General features: G+C 68.0%; 12 protein-coding genes, 1 pseudogene and 1 riboswitch. Of the genes and pseudogenes, 7 read left to right on the top strand and 6 right to left on the bottom strand.

The genetic code is table 11. From position 1 onward, the window contains the following. Positions 1-35 precede the first annotated feature (35 nt). From ftsR to D5S18_RS19975, 3 genes are all read left to right on the top strand, one after another. Positions 36-812, top strand: coding sequence for a transcriptional regulator FtsR (ftsR, locus tag D5S18_RS19985; RefSeq protein ID WP_120042879.1), 777 nt, complete (start codon positions 36-38; stop codon positions 810-812). A gap of 204 nt (positions 813-1,016) precedes the next feature. Then, positions 1,017-1,490, top strand: a complete 474-nt coding sequence (locus D5S18_RS19980; RefSeq protein WP_120042571.1) for a bifunctional nuclease family protein — start codon at positions 1,017-1,019, stop codon at positions 1,488-1,490. Between the two features lie 285 nt (positions 1,491-1,775). After that, the gene (locus D5S18_RS19975; RefSeq protein ID WP_120042570.1) at positions 1,776-2,336 is read left to right on the top strand and encodes a MerR family transcriptional regulator; all 561 of its coding nucleotides are present in this window, start codon (positions 1,776-1,778) and stop codon (positions 2,334-2,336) included. Here the strand turns inward: D5S18_RS19975 and D5S18_RS19970 are convergent. Beyond that, positions 2,333-2,944 (bottom strand): TetR/AcrR family transcriptional regulator, encoded by a 612-nt coding sequence (locus tag D5S18_RS19970; RefSeq protein WP_120042569.1) that lies wholly within the window; start codon positions 2,942-2,944, stop codon positions 2,333-2,335. The two genes, D5S18_RS19975 and D5S18_RS19970, sit on opposite strands and share 4 nt — an antisense overlap. 52 nt (positions 2,945-2,996) lie before the next feature. Between D5S18_RS19970 and D5S18_RS19965 the strand changes: the two genes are divergently transcribed. The 3 genes from D5S18_RS19965 to D5S18_RS19955 all read left to right on the top strand — a co-directional run bounded on the left by D5S18_RS19965 (position 2,997) and on the right by D5S18_RS19955 (position 8,711). Next, a complete protein-coding gene (locus tag D5S18_RS19965) occupies positions 2,997-4,334 on the top strand; it encodes a M14 family zinc carboxypeptidase (RefSeq protein WP_120042568.1) in 1,338 nt (445 codons plus the stop codon). A gap of 153 nt (positions 4,335-4,487) precedes the next feature. Then, positions 4,488-4,590, top strand: a riboswitch (glycine riboswitch). 204 nt (positions 4,591-4,794) lie between these two features. Beyond that, positions 4,795-7,545: an aminomethyl-transferring glycine dehydrogenase gene (gene gcvP / locus D5S18_RS19960; RefSeq protein ID WP_239003914.1), complete on the top strand. Its 2,751-nt coding sequence runs from the start codon at positions 4,795-4,797 to the stop codon at positions 7,543-7,545. A gap of 191 nt (positions 7,546-7,736) precedes the next feature. Further along, a complete protein-coding gene (locus D5S18_RS19955; protein WP_120042566.1) occupies positions 7,737-8,711 on the top strand; it encodes a YncE family protein in 975 nt (324 codons plus the stop codon). Between the two features lies 1 nt (position 8,712). Here D5S18_RS19955 and D5S18_RS19950 read toward each other — a convergent pair whose 3' ends face one another. The 4 genes and pseudogenes from D5S18_RS19950 to D5S18_RS19935 form a co-directional block, all read right to left on the bottom strand. Continuing rightward, the gene (locus D5S18_RS19950) at positions 8,713-10,374 is read right to left on the bottom strand and encodes a vWA domain-containing protein (RefSeq protein ID WP_203236822.1); all 1,662 of its coding nucleotides are present in this window, start codon (positions 10,372-10,374) and stop codon (positions 8,713-8,715) included. A gap of 60 nt (positions 10,375-10,434) precedes the next feature. After that, on the bottom strand, positions 10,435-10,701 hold the full coding sequence (locus D5S18_RS19945) for a WhiB family transcriptional regulator (RefSeq protein ID WP_120042564.1): 267 nt from the start codon (positions 10,699-10,701) through the stop codon (positions 10,435-10,437). A 23-nt stretch (positions 10,702-10,724) separates the two neighbouring features. Continuing rightward, positions 10,725-10,922 (bottom strand): annotated as a pseudogene (locus D5S18_RS19940) (HNH endonuclease); the annotation flags it as partial. A 345-nt stretch (positions 10,923-11,267) separates the two neighbouring features. Further along, positions 11,268-13,460 carry a malate synthase G gene (locus D5S18_RS19935; protein ID WP_120042563.1) on the bottom strand — a complete coding sequence of 731 codons (2,193 nt, stop codon included), beginning with the start codon at positions 13,458-13,460 and terminating at the stop codon, positions 11,268-11,270. A gap of 381 nt (positions 13,461-13,841) precedes the next feature. Here D5S18_RS19935 and D5S18_RS19925 point away from each other — a divergent pair, with 381 nt between their 5' ends. Continuing rightward, complete coding sequence (locus D5S18_RS19925) at positions 13,842-14,414, top strand: hypothetical protein (RefSeq protein ID WP_120042561.1); 573 nt, start codon at positions 13,842-13,844, stop codon at positions 14,412-14,414. A gap of 87 nt (positions 14,415-14,501) precedes the next feature. Here D5S18_RS19925 and D5S18_RS19920 read toward each other — a convergent pair whose 3' ends face one another. Further along, a complete protein-coding gene (locus D5S18_RS19920) occupies positions 14,502-14,735 on the bottom strand; it encodes a DUF305 domain-containing protein (protein ID WP_439651150.1) in 234 nt (77 codons plus the stop codon). Positions 14,736-14,741: the final 6 nt, after the last annotated feature.

Below are 14,741 nucleotides of genomic sequence, written 5' to 3'. Positions count from 1 at the left end.
CTGTGACCGGGGCGGCGCAGTGGGCGCGCGGGGGCATGTCGATCGGCTCCGTGCTGGACCTGCTGCGACCGGACTTCCCGGATATCACCATCTCCAAGATCCGATTCCTGGAGTCGGAGGGGCTGATTCATCCGGAGCGCACACCCTCGGGATACCGCCGGTTCTCGGTGGCCGATTGCGAGCGGCTCCGGTTCGTGCTCACCGCGCAGCGCGATCAGTACCTGCCGCTCAAGGTGATCAAGGAGCAGTTGGAGGCGATCGATAGCGGCGCGGCCACGCTCGGGGTTCGCGAGGCCCGCGCGCGTGGGCGCGCCGCTATCGAAGCGGCGCCGCCCGCCGAGGCGGTCAACCGGCACAACACCGAGACGAATGGTCGTTCCCCGCGTAGGCTCGGCGTCGTGCCGGGTGAAGTCTCGCCGGATGAGCTCCGATTCGATCATGAGATCCGCCTCACCCGTGCGGATTTGCTGGCCAGGGCCGAGATCGATGACGCGTTCCTCAATGATCTGATCCGCGCGAATCTCATCACGCCCGGCGCGGCGGGCTTCTTCGACGCCGATGCGGTCACCCTGGCCCGAACGGCCCGTGCCATGTCCGAATTCGGCTTGGAGGCAAGGCATTTGCGCGCCTTCAAACTGGCCGCCGACCGCGAGGCCGCTTTGGTGGCCCAGATCGCCGCCCCCATCGCCAAGAGCCGCGACGCAGACGCGCGGGCCAGGGCCGAGGAGACGGTGCGCGAACTGGCGGCGCTGTCGCTGAATCTGCACGCCGCGCTGGTGAAGGCCTCGGTTCGCGCCGCTCTGGGCAACTGATCGGCTTCCCGGCTATTTCGGCCCAATCGGATCGCCAACCCTGCTGCGCCGCCGGAATTCCGGCGGGCGATCACCCTCCGGCAACGCGCCGGTCTCGGGGTGCACACCGATCGCTGCGCACCTGCCGGTTCGCTTAGACTCGTGGTACGGCGAGCCCCGCAAGCGGTCATGCCGGGCGGCCGGCGAATATTGGGAGGCAGTGCGATGAGTGAGATGCGCGTTATCGGCATTCGTGTCGAGCAGCCACAGAACCAGCCCGTGCTGTTGCTCCGCGAGGTGGGCGGGGACCGGTACCTCCCGATCTGGATCGGGCAGGCCGAGGCGACGGCCATCGTGCTGGAGCAGGAGGGGGTGACCCCCATCCGCCCGCTCACCCACGATCTGATCAAGATCCTGATCACCGAGCTCGGGCACACCCTCAAGGAGGTCCGCATAGTGGACCTACAGGAGGGCACCTTCTACGCGGACCTGGTTTTCGACAACGAGGTGCGGATCTCGGCCCGGCCGTCGGATTCGGTGGCCATCGCGCTGCGGGTGGGCTGCCCGATCTACGCCGAGGAGCCGGTGCTGGCGGAGGCGGGTCTGGTCATGCCCGACGAGCGCGAGGACGAGGTGGAGAAGTTCAAGGAGTTCCTGGAATCGGTCTCGCCGGACGATTTCAAGGCCACCGACAGCTGAGCGTTACCGGCCCGCGGATTCGGGTCGCACGCAGGGTAAAGTAGGGGTCGAGACTTTTACCGCGCGTCGCGTTTGGTCCGACGATGCCGCTCCCTGGAGAATCGAGGGGAGTAATCTCGACAGTTGGGCCACGTCCGTTCCGATCCAGCACAGTTTCGAGCACGCGTTCGCACGATCGAGTTGAGGCACGATCGAGCGCAGCGAAAAGAGTGCGGTGCGCAATCGTGGTCGGTACGGAGCCGGGCATCGATGAGGCCAGTCGTCGGCGTAGCAAGGGAGTGGTCAGTGGCAGAGCAAACGCAGGGCTTCGAGGTACAGCCTGGCCTGTTCCCGGACGACTCGGTGCCCGATGATCTAGTCGGCTACCGGGTGCCCAGCGCCTGCCAGGTGGCGGGCATCACCTACCGTCAGCTCGACTATTGGGCCCGCACCGGGCTGGTGGTGCCCTCGATTCGGGGCGCGGCGGGTTCGGGGAGTCAGCGGCTGTACTCGTTCAAGGACATCCTGGTCCTCAAAATCGTGAAACGCCTACTGGACGCGGGCATTTCGCTACAGAACATCCGCATCGCGGTCGACCATCTGCGCAGCAGGGGCGTCCAGGATCTGGCGGGCATCACCCTGTTCTCCGATGGCACCTCGGTGTACGAGTGCGCCTCCGCCGAGGAGGTCGTGGATTTACTGCAGGGCGGGCAGGGCGTCTTCGGTATCGCGGTCAGCGGCGCGATGCGGGAATTGACCGGCGCCATCGCCAATTTCCCGGCCGAACGGGCCACCGTCGCCACCGAGCGTCCCGAGGACGAGTTGGCCTTCCGTCGCAAGGCCAAGATGAACCGCAAGACGGGTTAGTTCACCGACGGTCGGTCGATGAGTGCCGTCAGCGCGAGCGTGCTTTCGATTGCGTATTCCTGGTCGGCCTGTGTGCGCACCGTCACGTCTTGATGGGCGAAGCCGGATAGTAGGGCGTGAACGGCGGGGGCGAGCCGCGCGGCCTCTGCCGCGGTGGTGTGCCGCATGTCGTCCGCCTCGACGCGGCGATCGGTGAGCAGTCGGGTCAGCGTCGCGATGGCGTGCGGCACTTCGGATTCGAGTTCGGCCCGCAGGTCGGGTTCGCGAAGTGCGGCGGCGACGGTCTCGATCTCGAAGGCGTAGCGCTCACCCGCCGCGGCCGTGCCGAGCATGGCGGCCGCGTAGCCGCGCAGCACCTGCGCGAGCGTGAGTTCGGGTTCGGTGAGGGGTTCGAGCAGGTCGTGGAAGTCGAGCATGAGCTGTTTGGTGGCCGCCACCAGCAGGCCGCGTTTGCTGCCGAAGATCGAGTAGACCGCGCCGGTGCTCAGGCCGGCGCGTTCGGCCAGGTCGCCGAGTCGGGCCTGCTGGTAGCCGTATTCGGCGATATCGGAGATGGCCGCCGCGATCAAGGCCTTTCGATTGTTCTCCCGAAGGTCGGCGCGTCGCATGTCGCGATGATAACGTGATTACTCAAATAATCTGATTATCTGAGAGGCCGGCATGTCCGAGCTGGACCGGGCGCACCGTATCGCGCCGCTGCGAGCGTTTCCCACCGTCGATCAATTGCACTCGGCACTGGCGGAGGTGGCGCGGACCCATCCCGACCGGGTGACGATCACCGAGATCGGCCGTTCGCGCGCCGGTGAGCCGCTGCGCGCGGTGCGGGTCGGTGGGGGAGCGCGCCAGATCGTGGTCATCGGCAATCCGCACCCGAACGAGCCGATCGGCATGGCCACCATCGAGCATCTGGTCCGGGCGCTGGCGGCGGGCGCGGACACCTTGGGCGCCACCTGGCACTTCGTCCCGTGCATCGATCCCGACGGGACCAGGCTCAATGAGGGCTGGTTCGCCGGGCCGCGGACCAGAACGGCCGTCGCGGCCGAGTTCTATCGCCCACCCGCGACCGAGCAGCCGGAATGGGCCTTCCCGGTGAGCTGGGACGGCGCGCTGGTCGGGACGCCGCTGCCCGAGACCGAGGCGCTGATGACGCTGATCGACCGGGTCCGGCCCGCGCTCATCGCCTCGCTGCACAATGCCGACTTCGGCGGCGGATACTTCTACACCTCGGGTGGGGACGCGTCGTATTGGTCCGCGCTCACCGGCCTGCTGACCGGGGCGGACATCCCGGTGCACGACGGGGAGCCGGATGCGCCCGGCGCGCGTCGGTGGGCGCGCGGCGTTTTCGAGGTGCCGACCTTCACGACCATGGCCGAGGCGCTCACGGCGGCCGGGGTGGAGCCGGTGGCCGCGCTCGGCGGCGGCGGATGCCGCGACTATGCCGCGAAATACGGTGCGGCCGTATTGGTTTGCGAGCTGCCGCTGCGACTGGACGCGCGCATCGCCGACACCTCGCCGAGCGGGCGGACACTCGGCGAGGTATGCGACGAGGTCGCCGGTCGCTACTACGCATTGGCCGCCGAGGCGGCCCTGGTGCTGGATCGAATCGCCGACGGACTCGATGGTTCGAGTCCCTTCGAGCGCGCCGTGCGGGCGCTGGTCGAGGCGCTGCCGGGGCTGGCGGAGGTGAAAGAGGCCACGCCGGAACGGGATCGGGCCGCGACCCGCGGCGAGGTGTTCACCGAACGACACTGCTGGCTCGGGATGTTCCGGCTGCGGCTGGGCGGGATGCTGGTGCGGCTGCTCGACGAACTGGTCGCCACTGGCCACGTCTCGGCGCGGGCCGAGCGGATTCGGTTCGGCGCGATATTCGAGGCGTGGTGCGCCGAGGAAGAGGAGCACGCACCGGGCGAGGCGATACCGCTCGAACTGCTGGTGGGTATTCAGGCGGGCGCGATCGCGACGGCCGCGCGGCGCTCGCGCGACGGGCTGCCGATCTGAACGCTCGGATCGCGCGATGGGTGCGCCGCGTAGTGACCGATCCGACACCGGCACGCAGTGACTGATCCAACACCGGCACGCAGTGACTGATCCAACACCGGCAACCCCGGAGCGGTCGAATCACGGCGTGTCGGCTTAGACTGGCGGTGCGTCGTACGCCGTGCGGGAGAGCTCCGGATTTCCACCAGAGATTCGGACGCCGAAGGAGCAGCACCTCCCCGTCAATCTCTCAGGCACCAGGGACCGTGCGGATTCGACGCCTCTGGAAAGCGGTGGCCCGCAGGCAAATGTGGAGTCGCCCGCCCATGGGGAAAGGGATCGCTCCCGAATCTCTCAGGCGCCAACGACAGAGGGGGAGGGCCGGTATCCGTCGAACCCGCCCTAACCTAGGGGAGCAACTGTCGTGACTCGATCCTTCGCCGACCGCCACATCGGACCCGACCCGGACGAACTGCAGCGCATGCTGTCGGTGATCGGCGTCGACTCCCTCGACGACCTGGCCGCCGCCGCGCTGCCCTCGGGCATCCTGGACGGCTCCGGTCTGGCCCCGCTGCCGCCCGCCGCCACCGAACACGAGGTGCTGGCCGAACTGGCCGAACTCGCGGGCGCGAACACCGTCGCCACCTCGATGCTCGGGCTCGGCTACTACGACACGCTGACCCCGCCGGTGCTGATCCGCAACCTGCTGGAGAATCCGGCCTGGTACACCGCGTACACGCCGTACCAGCCGGAGATCAGCCAGGGCAGGCTGGAGGCGCTGCTCAACTTCCAGACCATGGTCTCGGATCTGACCGGGATGGATGTGGCCAATGCCTCCATGCTGGACGAGGCCACCGCGGCCGCCGAGGCCATGACGCTGCTGCGGCGCGCGGGTCGGTCGTCCTCGGCGCGGCTGGTTATCGACACCGACCTGTTCCCGCAGACCCGCACCGTGCTGTACACCAGGGCCGAGCCGCTCGGTATCGAGCTGGTGGAGGCGGATCTGGCGGGCGCGGGCCTGCCGGAGGGCGAATTCTTCGGTGTGCTGACCCAGTCGCCGGGCGCTTCGGGTCGGGTGGTCGACCTGACCTCGGTGATCGTTGCCGCGCACGAGCGCGGCGCGCTGGTCGCGGTGGGTGCGGACCTGCTGGCGGCGACGCTGATCACCCCGCCGGGCGAGCAGGGCGCGGATGTCTGTTTCGGCACCACGCAGCGCTTCGGTGTGCCGCTGGGCTTCGGCGGACCGCACGCCGGTTATCTCGCGGTGCGGCAGGCGCACGCGCGGCAACTGCCGGGTCGACTGGTCGGCGTCTCGGTGGACGCCGACGGCGCCACCGCTTACCGGCTCGCGCTGCAGACCCGTGAGCAGCACATCCGTCGGGAGAAGGCGACCTCGAACATCTGCACCGCGCAGGTGCTGCTGGCCATCGTGGCCGCCATGTATGCCAGTTACCACGGCGCGAACGGCTTGCGCGCCATCGCCCGCCGGGTGCACGGGCACGCGGCGGCCATCGCGGCCGCCCTGGGCGCGGCGGTGGTGCACGAGCGCTTCTTCGATACCGTGCTGGTGCAGGCGCCCGGCGTGGCCGAGGCCGTGGTGGCCAAAGCGCGCTCGCGCGGGATCAACCTGCGTCAGGTGGACGCGGATCATGTGGCCGTGGCCTGCGACGAGGCCACCACCCCGGCCCATGTCGCCGCGGTCGTCGAATCCTTCGGCGCCGCACAGCCGGTCGAGACGGCGGCGCCGGATCGCGGTGCGATCGAGACCCGCACTTCGGAATTCCTGACCCATCCGGCCTTCACCCGCTACCACACCGAGACCGCCATGCTGCGCTATCTGCGCGCGCTGTCGGACAAGGACATCGCGCTGGACCGCAGCATGATTCCGCTGGGCTCGTGCACCATGAAGCTCAACGCGACCGCCGAGATGGAACCCATCACCTGGCCCGGATTCGCCCGCGTGCACCCGTACGCGCCGGTGGAGGACGCGCCCGGCCTGCTGAAAGTCATTGCCGACCTGCAGAATTGGCTCTGCGATATCACCGGATACGATTCGGTGAGCCTGCAGCCCAACGCGGGCAGCCAGGGCGAGTACGCGGGCCTGCTCGCCATTCGCCGCTACCACCTGGACCGGGGCGACGCGCACCGCGACACCTGCCTGATCCCCTCCAGCGCGCACGGCACCAACGCGGCCTCGGCGGCGATGGCCGGGTTGCGGGTCGAGGTGGTGAAATGCCGGGAGAACGGCGATGTCGATCTCGATGATCTGCGCGCCAAGATCGCCGACCACGCCGACCGGTTGGCCTGCATCATGATCACCTACCCGTCCACGCACGGCGTGTACGAGCAGGAGGTGGCCGAGTTGTGCGGGCTGGTGCACGAGGCGGGCGGCCAGGTGTACGTGGACGGCGCGAATCTGAACGCCCTTGTCGGAGTGGCCCGGCCTGGCAAGTTCGGCGGCGATGTCAGCCACCTGAATCTGCACAAGACCTTCTGCATTCCGCACGGTGGCGGCGGTCCCGGCGTCGGCCCGGTGGCGGTGGGCGCCCATCTCGCGCCCTACCTGCCCGGCGACCCGCTGGAGTCCGGCTCGCACGCGGTGTCGGCGGCGAAGTACGGTTCGGCCTCGATCCTCCCGATCACCTGGGCCTACATCCGGATGATGGGCGCCGACGGTCTGCGCCGGGCCACCCTGTCGGCCATCGCCTCGGCCAACTACATCGCCCGCCGCCTCGACGCGCACTTCCCGGTGCTCTACACCGGCGAGAACGGTATGGTCGCCCACGAGTGCATCCTGGATCTGCGCGAGATCACCAAGCGCACCGGCGTCACCGTCGACGATGTGGCCAAGCGCCTGGCCGACTACGGATTCCACGCTCCCACCATGAGTTTCCCGGTTGCGGGCACCCTGATGGTCGAACCCACCGAGAGCGAGAATCTCGCCGAGATCGATGAGTTCATTGCTGCCATGATCGCCATCCGCGCCGAGATCGATCAGGTCGGGGCGGGTGTCTGGCCGGTGGAGGACAATCCGCTGCGCGGTGCGCCGCATACGGCGGCCTGCCTGGTCGGCGAGTGGACCCATCCGTACTCGCGCGAAACCGCCGTCTACCCGCGCGGTGTGGCCCACACCCGCGCCAAGGTGTGGCCTTCGGTGCGTCGCATCGACGGCGCGTACGGCGACCGCAACCTGGTCTGCTCCTGCCCGCCGCTCGAGGCGTATCAGGACTGATACCCGGATGCGAATCGCGGTGCGCCCCAAGGCGCGCCGCGATTTCGCATTTCAGGGGTGGTTTGTGTGCGACGCAATTCGGGATTGTCGAATCCGCAATTCACACCCGCGAAATCGGGGATAGGATCGCTGATATCGGAAGGCGTCCCGAGTTTTCTCGCCGGAATCCCACCCCTATTCCTGGAGTTGTCATGGCGCAATTCTCTGCACAGTCGCGCAAATTGCTTGTCACGGCCAATCAGTCGGCGCACAGCGTGCTCGCGCTCGATGCGCAGACCTTTACCCTGGTGGCGCGCGTCGATACGCTGCCCGAACCGCATATGGTGGTTTTCGACCCGAAGCGAAAGCTGCTCTACGTCGCCATCACCTATCGGTCCGGATACTATGACGAGCCGGGGCCGCGCGGATCGGAGATAGCGGTCATCGATGCGGTTACCTGGCAGCAGCGTTCGGTGGTCGATATCGCGCCGTACGCCGGGCCGCACGATCTGTTCGTGCGGGAGGACAAGCTGTATGTCACCTGCGAATCGCACGGTGGATGCGTCGTGGTCATCGATGTGGACTCCTACCGCGTCGACGGGCATATCCCGACCGAAACCCCTGGGCCGCACTGGCTTTCGGTGCTGCCCGACGGGTCGAAGGCGTACACCGGGAACAAGGAGGCCGAATTCGTCTCGGTCCTGGATCTGCGCGCCGGGGAGATGATCGGCAAGATCCCGACGCCGAATGGTTCGGAGGATCTGGAAGTTGCCTCGGACGGGCGCCTGCTCTATGTCAATGATCGCGCGAAACCGTTGCTGCACATCATCTCCACCTGGAACGACACGGAGATCGATGCGGTCGAACTGCCGCACAACCCGCACCGATTGCACCTCACCGCTTCGGGGTTGGCCGTCGTCTCGCACTATCTCGTGCCGTGGAATTCCGGCGAAGCCGTGGCGGGCGCGGTCAGCGTTGTCGACACCGAAACGCGACGCGTCATCGCGCAGGTCGGAGTCGGCGTCGGACCGCTCGGAATCGAATCCGATCCCGAGGCGACCCGCATCTACGTCGACAATGCCGCCGACGGCACCATGAGCGTCATCGACGCGGGCGCCTTCGAGGTCATCGAGGTGGCGCCGCTGGAAGGCGGCGCGCACGAGGTGATCTATCTCGAGGTCGACTGATTCACGGTTTGGTCAGCGCGTTGACCACGGCGGTGCCGAAGGCGATGTCATCGGAACTGTCCAGGCGGGTGTAGGCGCCTTTGGTGCGCTGGGCGAGGGTGCGCAGCGTGTCGTCGGAACCGCTGCCGCCGATGACGACGATATCGATGCGGATCGGATGCGCCGGATCGGTCGCCGCGGCGATATCGGCGAGAAGTTTCGCGCTGCTCACGGCGGAATCGTCATCGGGACCGTCGGTGATGAGCAGGATCGAATTGGTCCGGCCCGGCGCGTAATCGGCGATCGCGCTGCGATAGGCGGCCAGCAGGGTCGGGTAGGCCTGGTCGGCGCGCAGGTCGGCGGGCCGGACCGCACCGAGGGCGGTGGTGAGCGTGCCCCGCTGCTCGCCGGTGAGCTGGGCGGTGGGCACCTGGATCTTGTACGGCGCGGTGCCGTCGAGGTTCTTGCCGTAGGTCCACACGCCGAGGCCGAAATCCGGCGGCATGACATTGAGGGTGGACAGCAGCGCGCCGCGCGCGTTGCTCAGGCGGGTGGTCGATCCGTCGGCGGTGGCCATGGAGGACGAGACGTCCAACAGGACGGTGGCCTGCACGCCGAGGACCGGATTGGCGAGGGTGTTGCGCACCTTGTCCAGTGCGGCGCGCGTCGGGACCGCCGCGGCGACCGACGGGGCGAAACCGGCCTCGGCGAAGGCTTTCGACTGGTCGGGTGCCTGCAGATAGTCGGAGAAGACACCCGCGATGAGGTTCTGCGTCTTATCCACCCAAGGTCCGGACATGACGGCGGCCGGATAGTCGGCCACGGGCGCGGCGCCCGCCGGTCGGAATTCGGATAGTCGGCCCTGGGCCTTGACCTGACGCTCCGTCGCGGCCACCGCGTGCACCGGCGCGGACCCGCCACCGATGGTCGCGAGCGCGGCGCCGGTATCGGCGGCCTTCGGGGCATTCGCGGCCAGCGCCGAGACGGCGGCGATGGCCTGACCCGAGCCGGCCGCCGCCTCCGACAGCGGTTCGGTGCCCGACACGGTCCCCGCCACCGCGGTCGCGGCGGCCAGTGTGCCGTCGCCGGACGGCACCGCCATGCGCAGTCCGGACCAGCCGGTCAACCCGAGTTCGGTGAGCGAACCCTGTTGCAGCCGAGGCAGATCCGACCAGGTGAGCTTCGCCTGCTCCAAGGCGCCGCGCAACTCCTCCGGCACCGCGAGCACGATCGGACTGGCGGCCAGGGAGGCGGGTGCGCCCTCGATGAGTCCCGGCACCCGCATGGCCTCGATCGATCGGCTCGAATCGGCGATCCACAGCGCGGGCTGCGGGCCGAGCGCCCGATCCCAGGGCTTGCCCGAGGCGAAAGCGGCGGCGACGGCGGCCGAAGGGCGCGCCGTCACCTGAACCTGAGCGCAGTGATCGCGCACCTGCGGTTTGCTCGCGGTATACCGGTCCGCGGCGGCCCGCACCGTCGACTCCAGCTCCGGATCGACCGTCACGTACAGCGTTGCGGCGCCCTCCACACAGCCCGTCGCCGCCGACCTGTCGTTGTTGTCGGCGCGATCGCGCACCCAGAACCAACTGAAGATCGCCGCCGCCGCTAGGACGAGGACCACCGCGGCGATAACCGGACCTTTGCTGACACCCCTGGACCTATTATCGCTGCGATGTGTGCCCACGGTGCAACAGTGTAGGTTGACCTGCGGGTAGCCCCGCCGGCGGTCGGACCTACCCGGATCTCAGTCGCGGATCATCCGCCCGCGATCGAATTCGTGCCCGCCCCACACGCCGGTCTGCCCGGTGGACGCGGCGAATTCGAAGCAGGCCGCGCGGATCGGGCAGTTCGCGCAGATCCGCCTGGCGTAGTCGAAGTCCTGCGACGGGTAGGGGAACCACGCCTCGTGGTTCGGGTCGCCCCGGCAGGCGGCGCGATGCCAGGCCCCGCTGTCCGAGAGCGGAAGCAGGTCGGTGAGTTCCAGGATGATCGGGATCGGTGCGGCGGTCATGGCTGCTCTCCTTTCTCGGCAGGGAGGTGGGTGGACCGGATCGGGAAGTGCGGCTCCCGGTCGGCGACCGATTCGGCGGCGCCGCTGAGCAGCAGCACGATCGCGCGGTCGGCCCCGACCTCGTCGAGTGCCTCGTAGCTGGCGTTGAGCACCAGCACGGGCGTGCGTATCCAGTTGTCGACGGTCGGCGTCGAGGGCGCGAAGCCACAGTGAAAGGTCATGGGAACCACCATGTTTCGGAGAAGAGAAAGGCAAAGGGGGAGCGGAGACGGGCCGGTCAGAATCCGGCGGAGCGGCGGTCGATATACCGCATGTCGCTCATCAATCGCTGTGCCGACAGATTTTTCGCTGGAATCACGCCGCCCCCCTCTCCCTGTGCTCGAAATCGACTGTGCTCGAATCGACGATCCCGCACGCGCGGTGATCATGTCGACCGCCATGGTGGCACGGCCCACCCCCGGTTGTCGGGTCATTTTCTGCCCGAATTGTTACCTTCCCCGTAGACTCTCCCCGAAAATGCCGCTGCCCCCGGCACTTTCGCACCGAGGGCAGCGGAACAGGCAGCGTCAGCTCTTGGCGGCGAGGGCCTTCGCTTCGCGGCGGCGGCGGTGCAGGATCGGCTCGGTGTAGCCGTTGGGCTGCGTCGTCCCCTCCAGGATGAGCTCCTTCGCGGCCTGGAAGGCGATACTGCCCGCGAAATCCGGGGCCATCGGCCGATAGGCGGGATCGCCCGCGTTCTGGCGGTCCACCACCGGGGCCATCCGCTCCAGACTGGCCACCACCTGCTCGGTGGTCACCACCCCGTGGCGCAGCCAGTTCGCCATGAGCTGGCTCGAGATGCGCAGGGTGGCACGGTCTTCCATGAGCCCGATGTCATTGATGTCGGGCACCTTGGAGCAGCCGACGCCATGATCGATCCAGCGCACCACATAGCCGAGGATGGACTGGGAATTGTTGTCCAACTCCTGCTGCTTGTCCTCGGCTGTCCAGTCAGGCGCGGCGGCCAGCGGGATCTCCAGGATCTGGTCGAGGCTCGCACGCGCGCCGCCCTTGGCCAGTTCGCGCTGCCGAGCGAAGACGTCCACCAGGTGGTAGTGGGTGGCATGCAGGGTCGCCGCGGTGGGCGAGGGCACCCAGGCGGTGTTCGCGCCCGCGCGCGGGTGGCCGATCTTCTGCTCGAGCATGTCGCGCATCAGATCCGGCATGGCCCACATGCCCTTGCCGATCTGCGCCTTGCCGGGCAGGCCCGCGACCAGGCCGGTGTCCACATTCCAGTCCTCGTAGGAGGAGATCCACTGCTGGGCCTTCATCTGGGCCTTGCGGACCATCGGCCCGGCCGCCATCGAGGTGTGGATCTCGTCGCCGGTGCGGTCCAGGAAACCGGTGTTGATGAATACCACCCGGTCCTTGGCGGCCAGGATGGCGGCCTTCAGGTTGACCGTGGTGCGGCGCTCCTCGTCCATGATGCCGACCTTGAGCGTGTTGGCGGGCAGGCCGAGCACCTGCTCGATCCGGCCGAACAGCTCATCGGTGAAGGCGACCTCGTCCGGACCGTGCATCTTCGGCTTGACGATGTACACCGAGCCGGTGCGGCTGTTGGCGCGCACGGTGTCCCCGCGCAGCGCGTGGGTGGCGATGAGCGAGGTGATCAGGCCGTCCATGATGCCCTCGGGCACCTCGTTGCCGTCGGAGTCCAGGATGGCGTCGGAGGTCATCAGGTGACCGACATTGCGCACGAATAGCAGCGAGCGGCCGTGCAGCACCAGTTCGCCGCCGTCGAGGGCGGTGTAGACCCGGTCCGGGTTCATGGTCCGGGTGAAGGTCTTGCCGCCCTTGCCGCCCTTGCTGACCTCCTCGGCCAGATCGCCCTTCATCAGGCCGAGCCAGTTGTGGTAGCAGAGCACCTTGTCCTCGGCGTCGACCGCGGCCACCGAATCCTCGAAATCCATGATCGTGGTGACCGCGGACTCCAGTACGATGTCCTTGACACCCGCGTTGTCGGTGCTGCCGATCGGCGAATTCGGGTCGATCTGGATCTCGATGTGCAGACCGTTGTGCTTCAACAGGATCGAACTCGGCGCGGCCGGATCGCCCAGGTAGCCGACGAGCAGCGACGGATCGGCCAGACCGATATCGGTGCCGTCCTCGAGGACGACCTCGAGTTCGCCGTCGACGATGCGGTAGGCGCGCGAGCCGATATGCGAACCGGTGATGAGGGTGGCCGCGTCGTCGAGGAAGTTGCGACCCCACTCGATGACCTTGTCGCCGCGGATCTTGTTGTAGCTGCTGCCTTTCTGCGCGCCATTGGCTTCGGAGATGGCATCGGTGCCGTAGAGCGCGTCGTAGAGCGAACCCCAGCGCGCGTTGGCGGCGTTGATGGCGAAGCGCGCATTGCTCACCGGGACCACCAACTGCGGACCCGCGGTGGTGGCGATCTCGTCGTCCACGTTCTCGGTGGCGATGCGGAAATCGGCGGGTTCGGCACGCAGGTAGCCGATCTCGGACAGGAAGCTCTTGTAGGCGGCCTTGTCGTAGCCCGCGCCGGGATGCTCGGCGTGCCAGGCGTCGAGCTTGCCCTGGATCTCGTCGCGCTCGGCCAGCAGGGCGCGATTGCGCGGGGCGAGGTCATTGATGACCTGTTCGGCGCCCGCCCAGAACGCGGCGGAGTCGACTCCGGAGCCGGGCAGCGCCGCGTTCTCGACGAATTCGTGCAGCACCTCGGCCACTCGGAGCCCGCCGACCTGAATCCGCTCTGTCATCTACTGCCCTCACTTTGCGAATGGGAAAAGACTTGGAAACCCGCAGTCATGTTACCCGTGGGTAGCGGCGACCGGCTCGATCGGGTGGCGCGGTCGCGTCCGCGATTTCGGCTCCGCCACGCGGGATCCGAGGGGTCGATCGGTGGGCGCGTCGCGGGTGTCGGCGGTCGGCCGAACACCCTGATCGTAACGGTCGGTCGATTTACTGTACTGATCGGACCATTTCGCCGCGCGCGGTGGAGCACGGATGTCGTGCACGGACAGGGTCGCCGTCGGCACCGGGGGCGGTGGCGGACCGGCGCGGAGCCGGTGCGCGCCGACGGCGAGCGGGTTTGTCCGATGTTCGGCGCGAGGCGATCGCGGCCCCGTATCTTGAGGATTATGGGCAGCTACGCGGTGCGCCGCGGGCGGGAGCGGGTGCCGGGCTGGTTCCACGGTGGTATGCAGTTCTTGGCCCTCGTGGTGCTGCTGGTCTGCGTGGCACTGTTCTGGCAGGTCGGGATCGACGGCAGGATGCCGGTGCTGGTGGCGCTGTGGGCGGCGCTGGGATTGCTCACCGCGCTCGCCGCCCTACTGGGGCTCGTCGGAATCGTCCGGTACCACACATTTTTCGCGGCGCTGAAGGTGCCGCTGTTCATCGCGGCGCTCGGGGTGCTCATCTGGTACGACATGCCGCGCGAGACGATCTGGCAGCTCTCGCACACCATCATGGAGCGCGAGGCGCGCGAGTGCGCCGATCCGGGCCGCAGCACCCATGTCGGGCTCTACACCATCGTCCGGATGGCGGCCCGCGACGGCGGATGCCTCTTCTACACCAAATCCGGCGACGGAACCGGTATCGGTTACGCCTTCTTCCCCGGTGACCCGCCCCCGCAACTCGGTCCGCCCGCACCGCATGGCACCGCGTATCAGCCCTGGCACGAATTCTGGTACCGGTTCACCGATGAGGCCTAAGGGAGTGGCTGCGCGCCTAGTTGTTCGAGCATGACACCCATGATTCCGACCTCTTGGCCCTGCGCCTGAATCATGGCGCCGCCCACCTCACACCGACGCCGCGCCCACCTCTAGGCGTTGCGCGTCATCGATCTGGCGGGCCAATCGTCGCACCGTCGGATCGGCCCCCGGTTCGAGGCGTCGCACCATGAGCAGCGCCTGCTCGTGATGGGCGGTCATGTCCTGCGCGAATCCGATCTCGATCGCATCGAGAACCGCAGGGGCCGAATGTCGTTCGGGCAGGAACGCCGGCCGTAGCGCCGCACCGAGCACCAGCAGCACGAGCGG

The organism is Nocardia panacis (assembly GCF_003598715.1).
In the GTDB taxonomy this organism is placed as follows: Bacteria; Actinomycetota; Actinomycetes; order Mycobacteriales; family Mycobacteriaceae; genus Nocardia; species Nocardia panacis.
The sequence above is the reverse complement of the archived record's forward strand: the minus strand, read 5'-3'. Positions and strand labels throughout refer to the sequence as shown.

Coding starts and splice junctions, on each gene's coding strand:
- D5S18_RS19970 (WP_120042569.1), bottom strand. CDS start 2,944: ATGCGACGCGCCGACCTTCGGGAGAACAATCGAAAGGCCTTGATCGCG.
- D5S18_RS19935 (WP_120042563.1), bottom strand. CDS start 13,460: ATGACAGAGCGGATTCAGGTCGGCGGGCTCCGAGTGGCCGAGGTGCTG.
- D5S18_RS19955 (WP_120042566.1), top strand. CDS start 7,737: ATGGCGCAATTCTCTGCACAGTCGCGCAAATTGCTTGTCACGGCCAAT.
- ftsR (WP_120042879.1), top strand. CDS start 36: ATGTCGATCGGCTCCGTGCTGGACCTGCTGCGACCGGACTTCCCGGAT.
- D5S18_RS19925 (WP_120042561.1), top strand. CDS start 13,842: ATGGGCAGCTACGCGGTGCGCCGCGGGCGGGAGCGGGTGCCGGGCTGG.
- gcvP (WP_239003914.1), top strand. CDS start 4,795: ATGCTGTCGGTGATCGGCGTCGACTCCCTCGACGACCTGGCCGCCGCC.
- D5S18_RS19965 (WP_120042568.1), top strand. CDS start 2,997: ATGTCCGAGCTGGACCGGGCGCACCGTATCGCGCCGCTGCGAGCGTTT.
- D5S18_RS19945 (WP_120042564.1), bottom strand. CDS start 10,701: ATGACCGCCGCACCGATCCCGATCATCCTGGAACTCACCGACCTGCTT.
- D5S18_RS19980 (WP_120042571.1), top strand. CDS start 1,017: ATGAGTGAGATGCGCGTTATCGGCATTCGTGTCGAGCAGCCACAGAAC.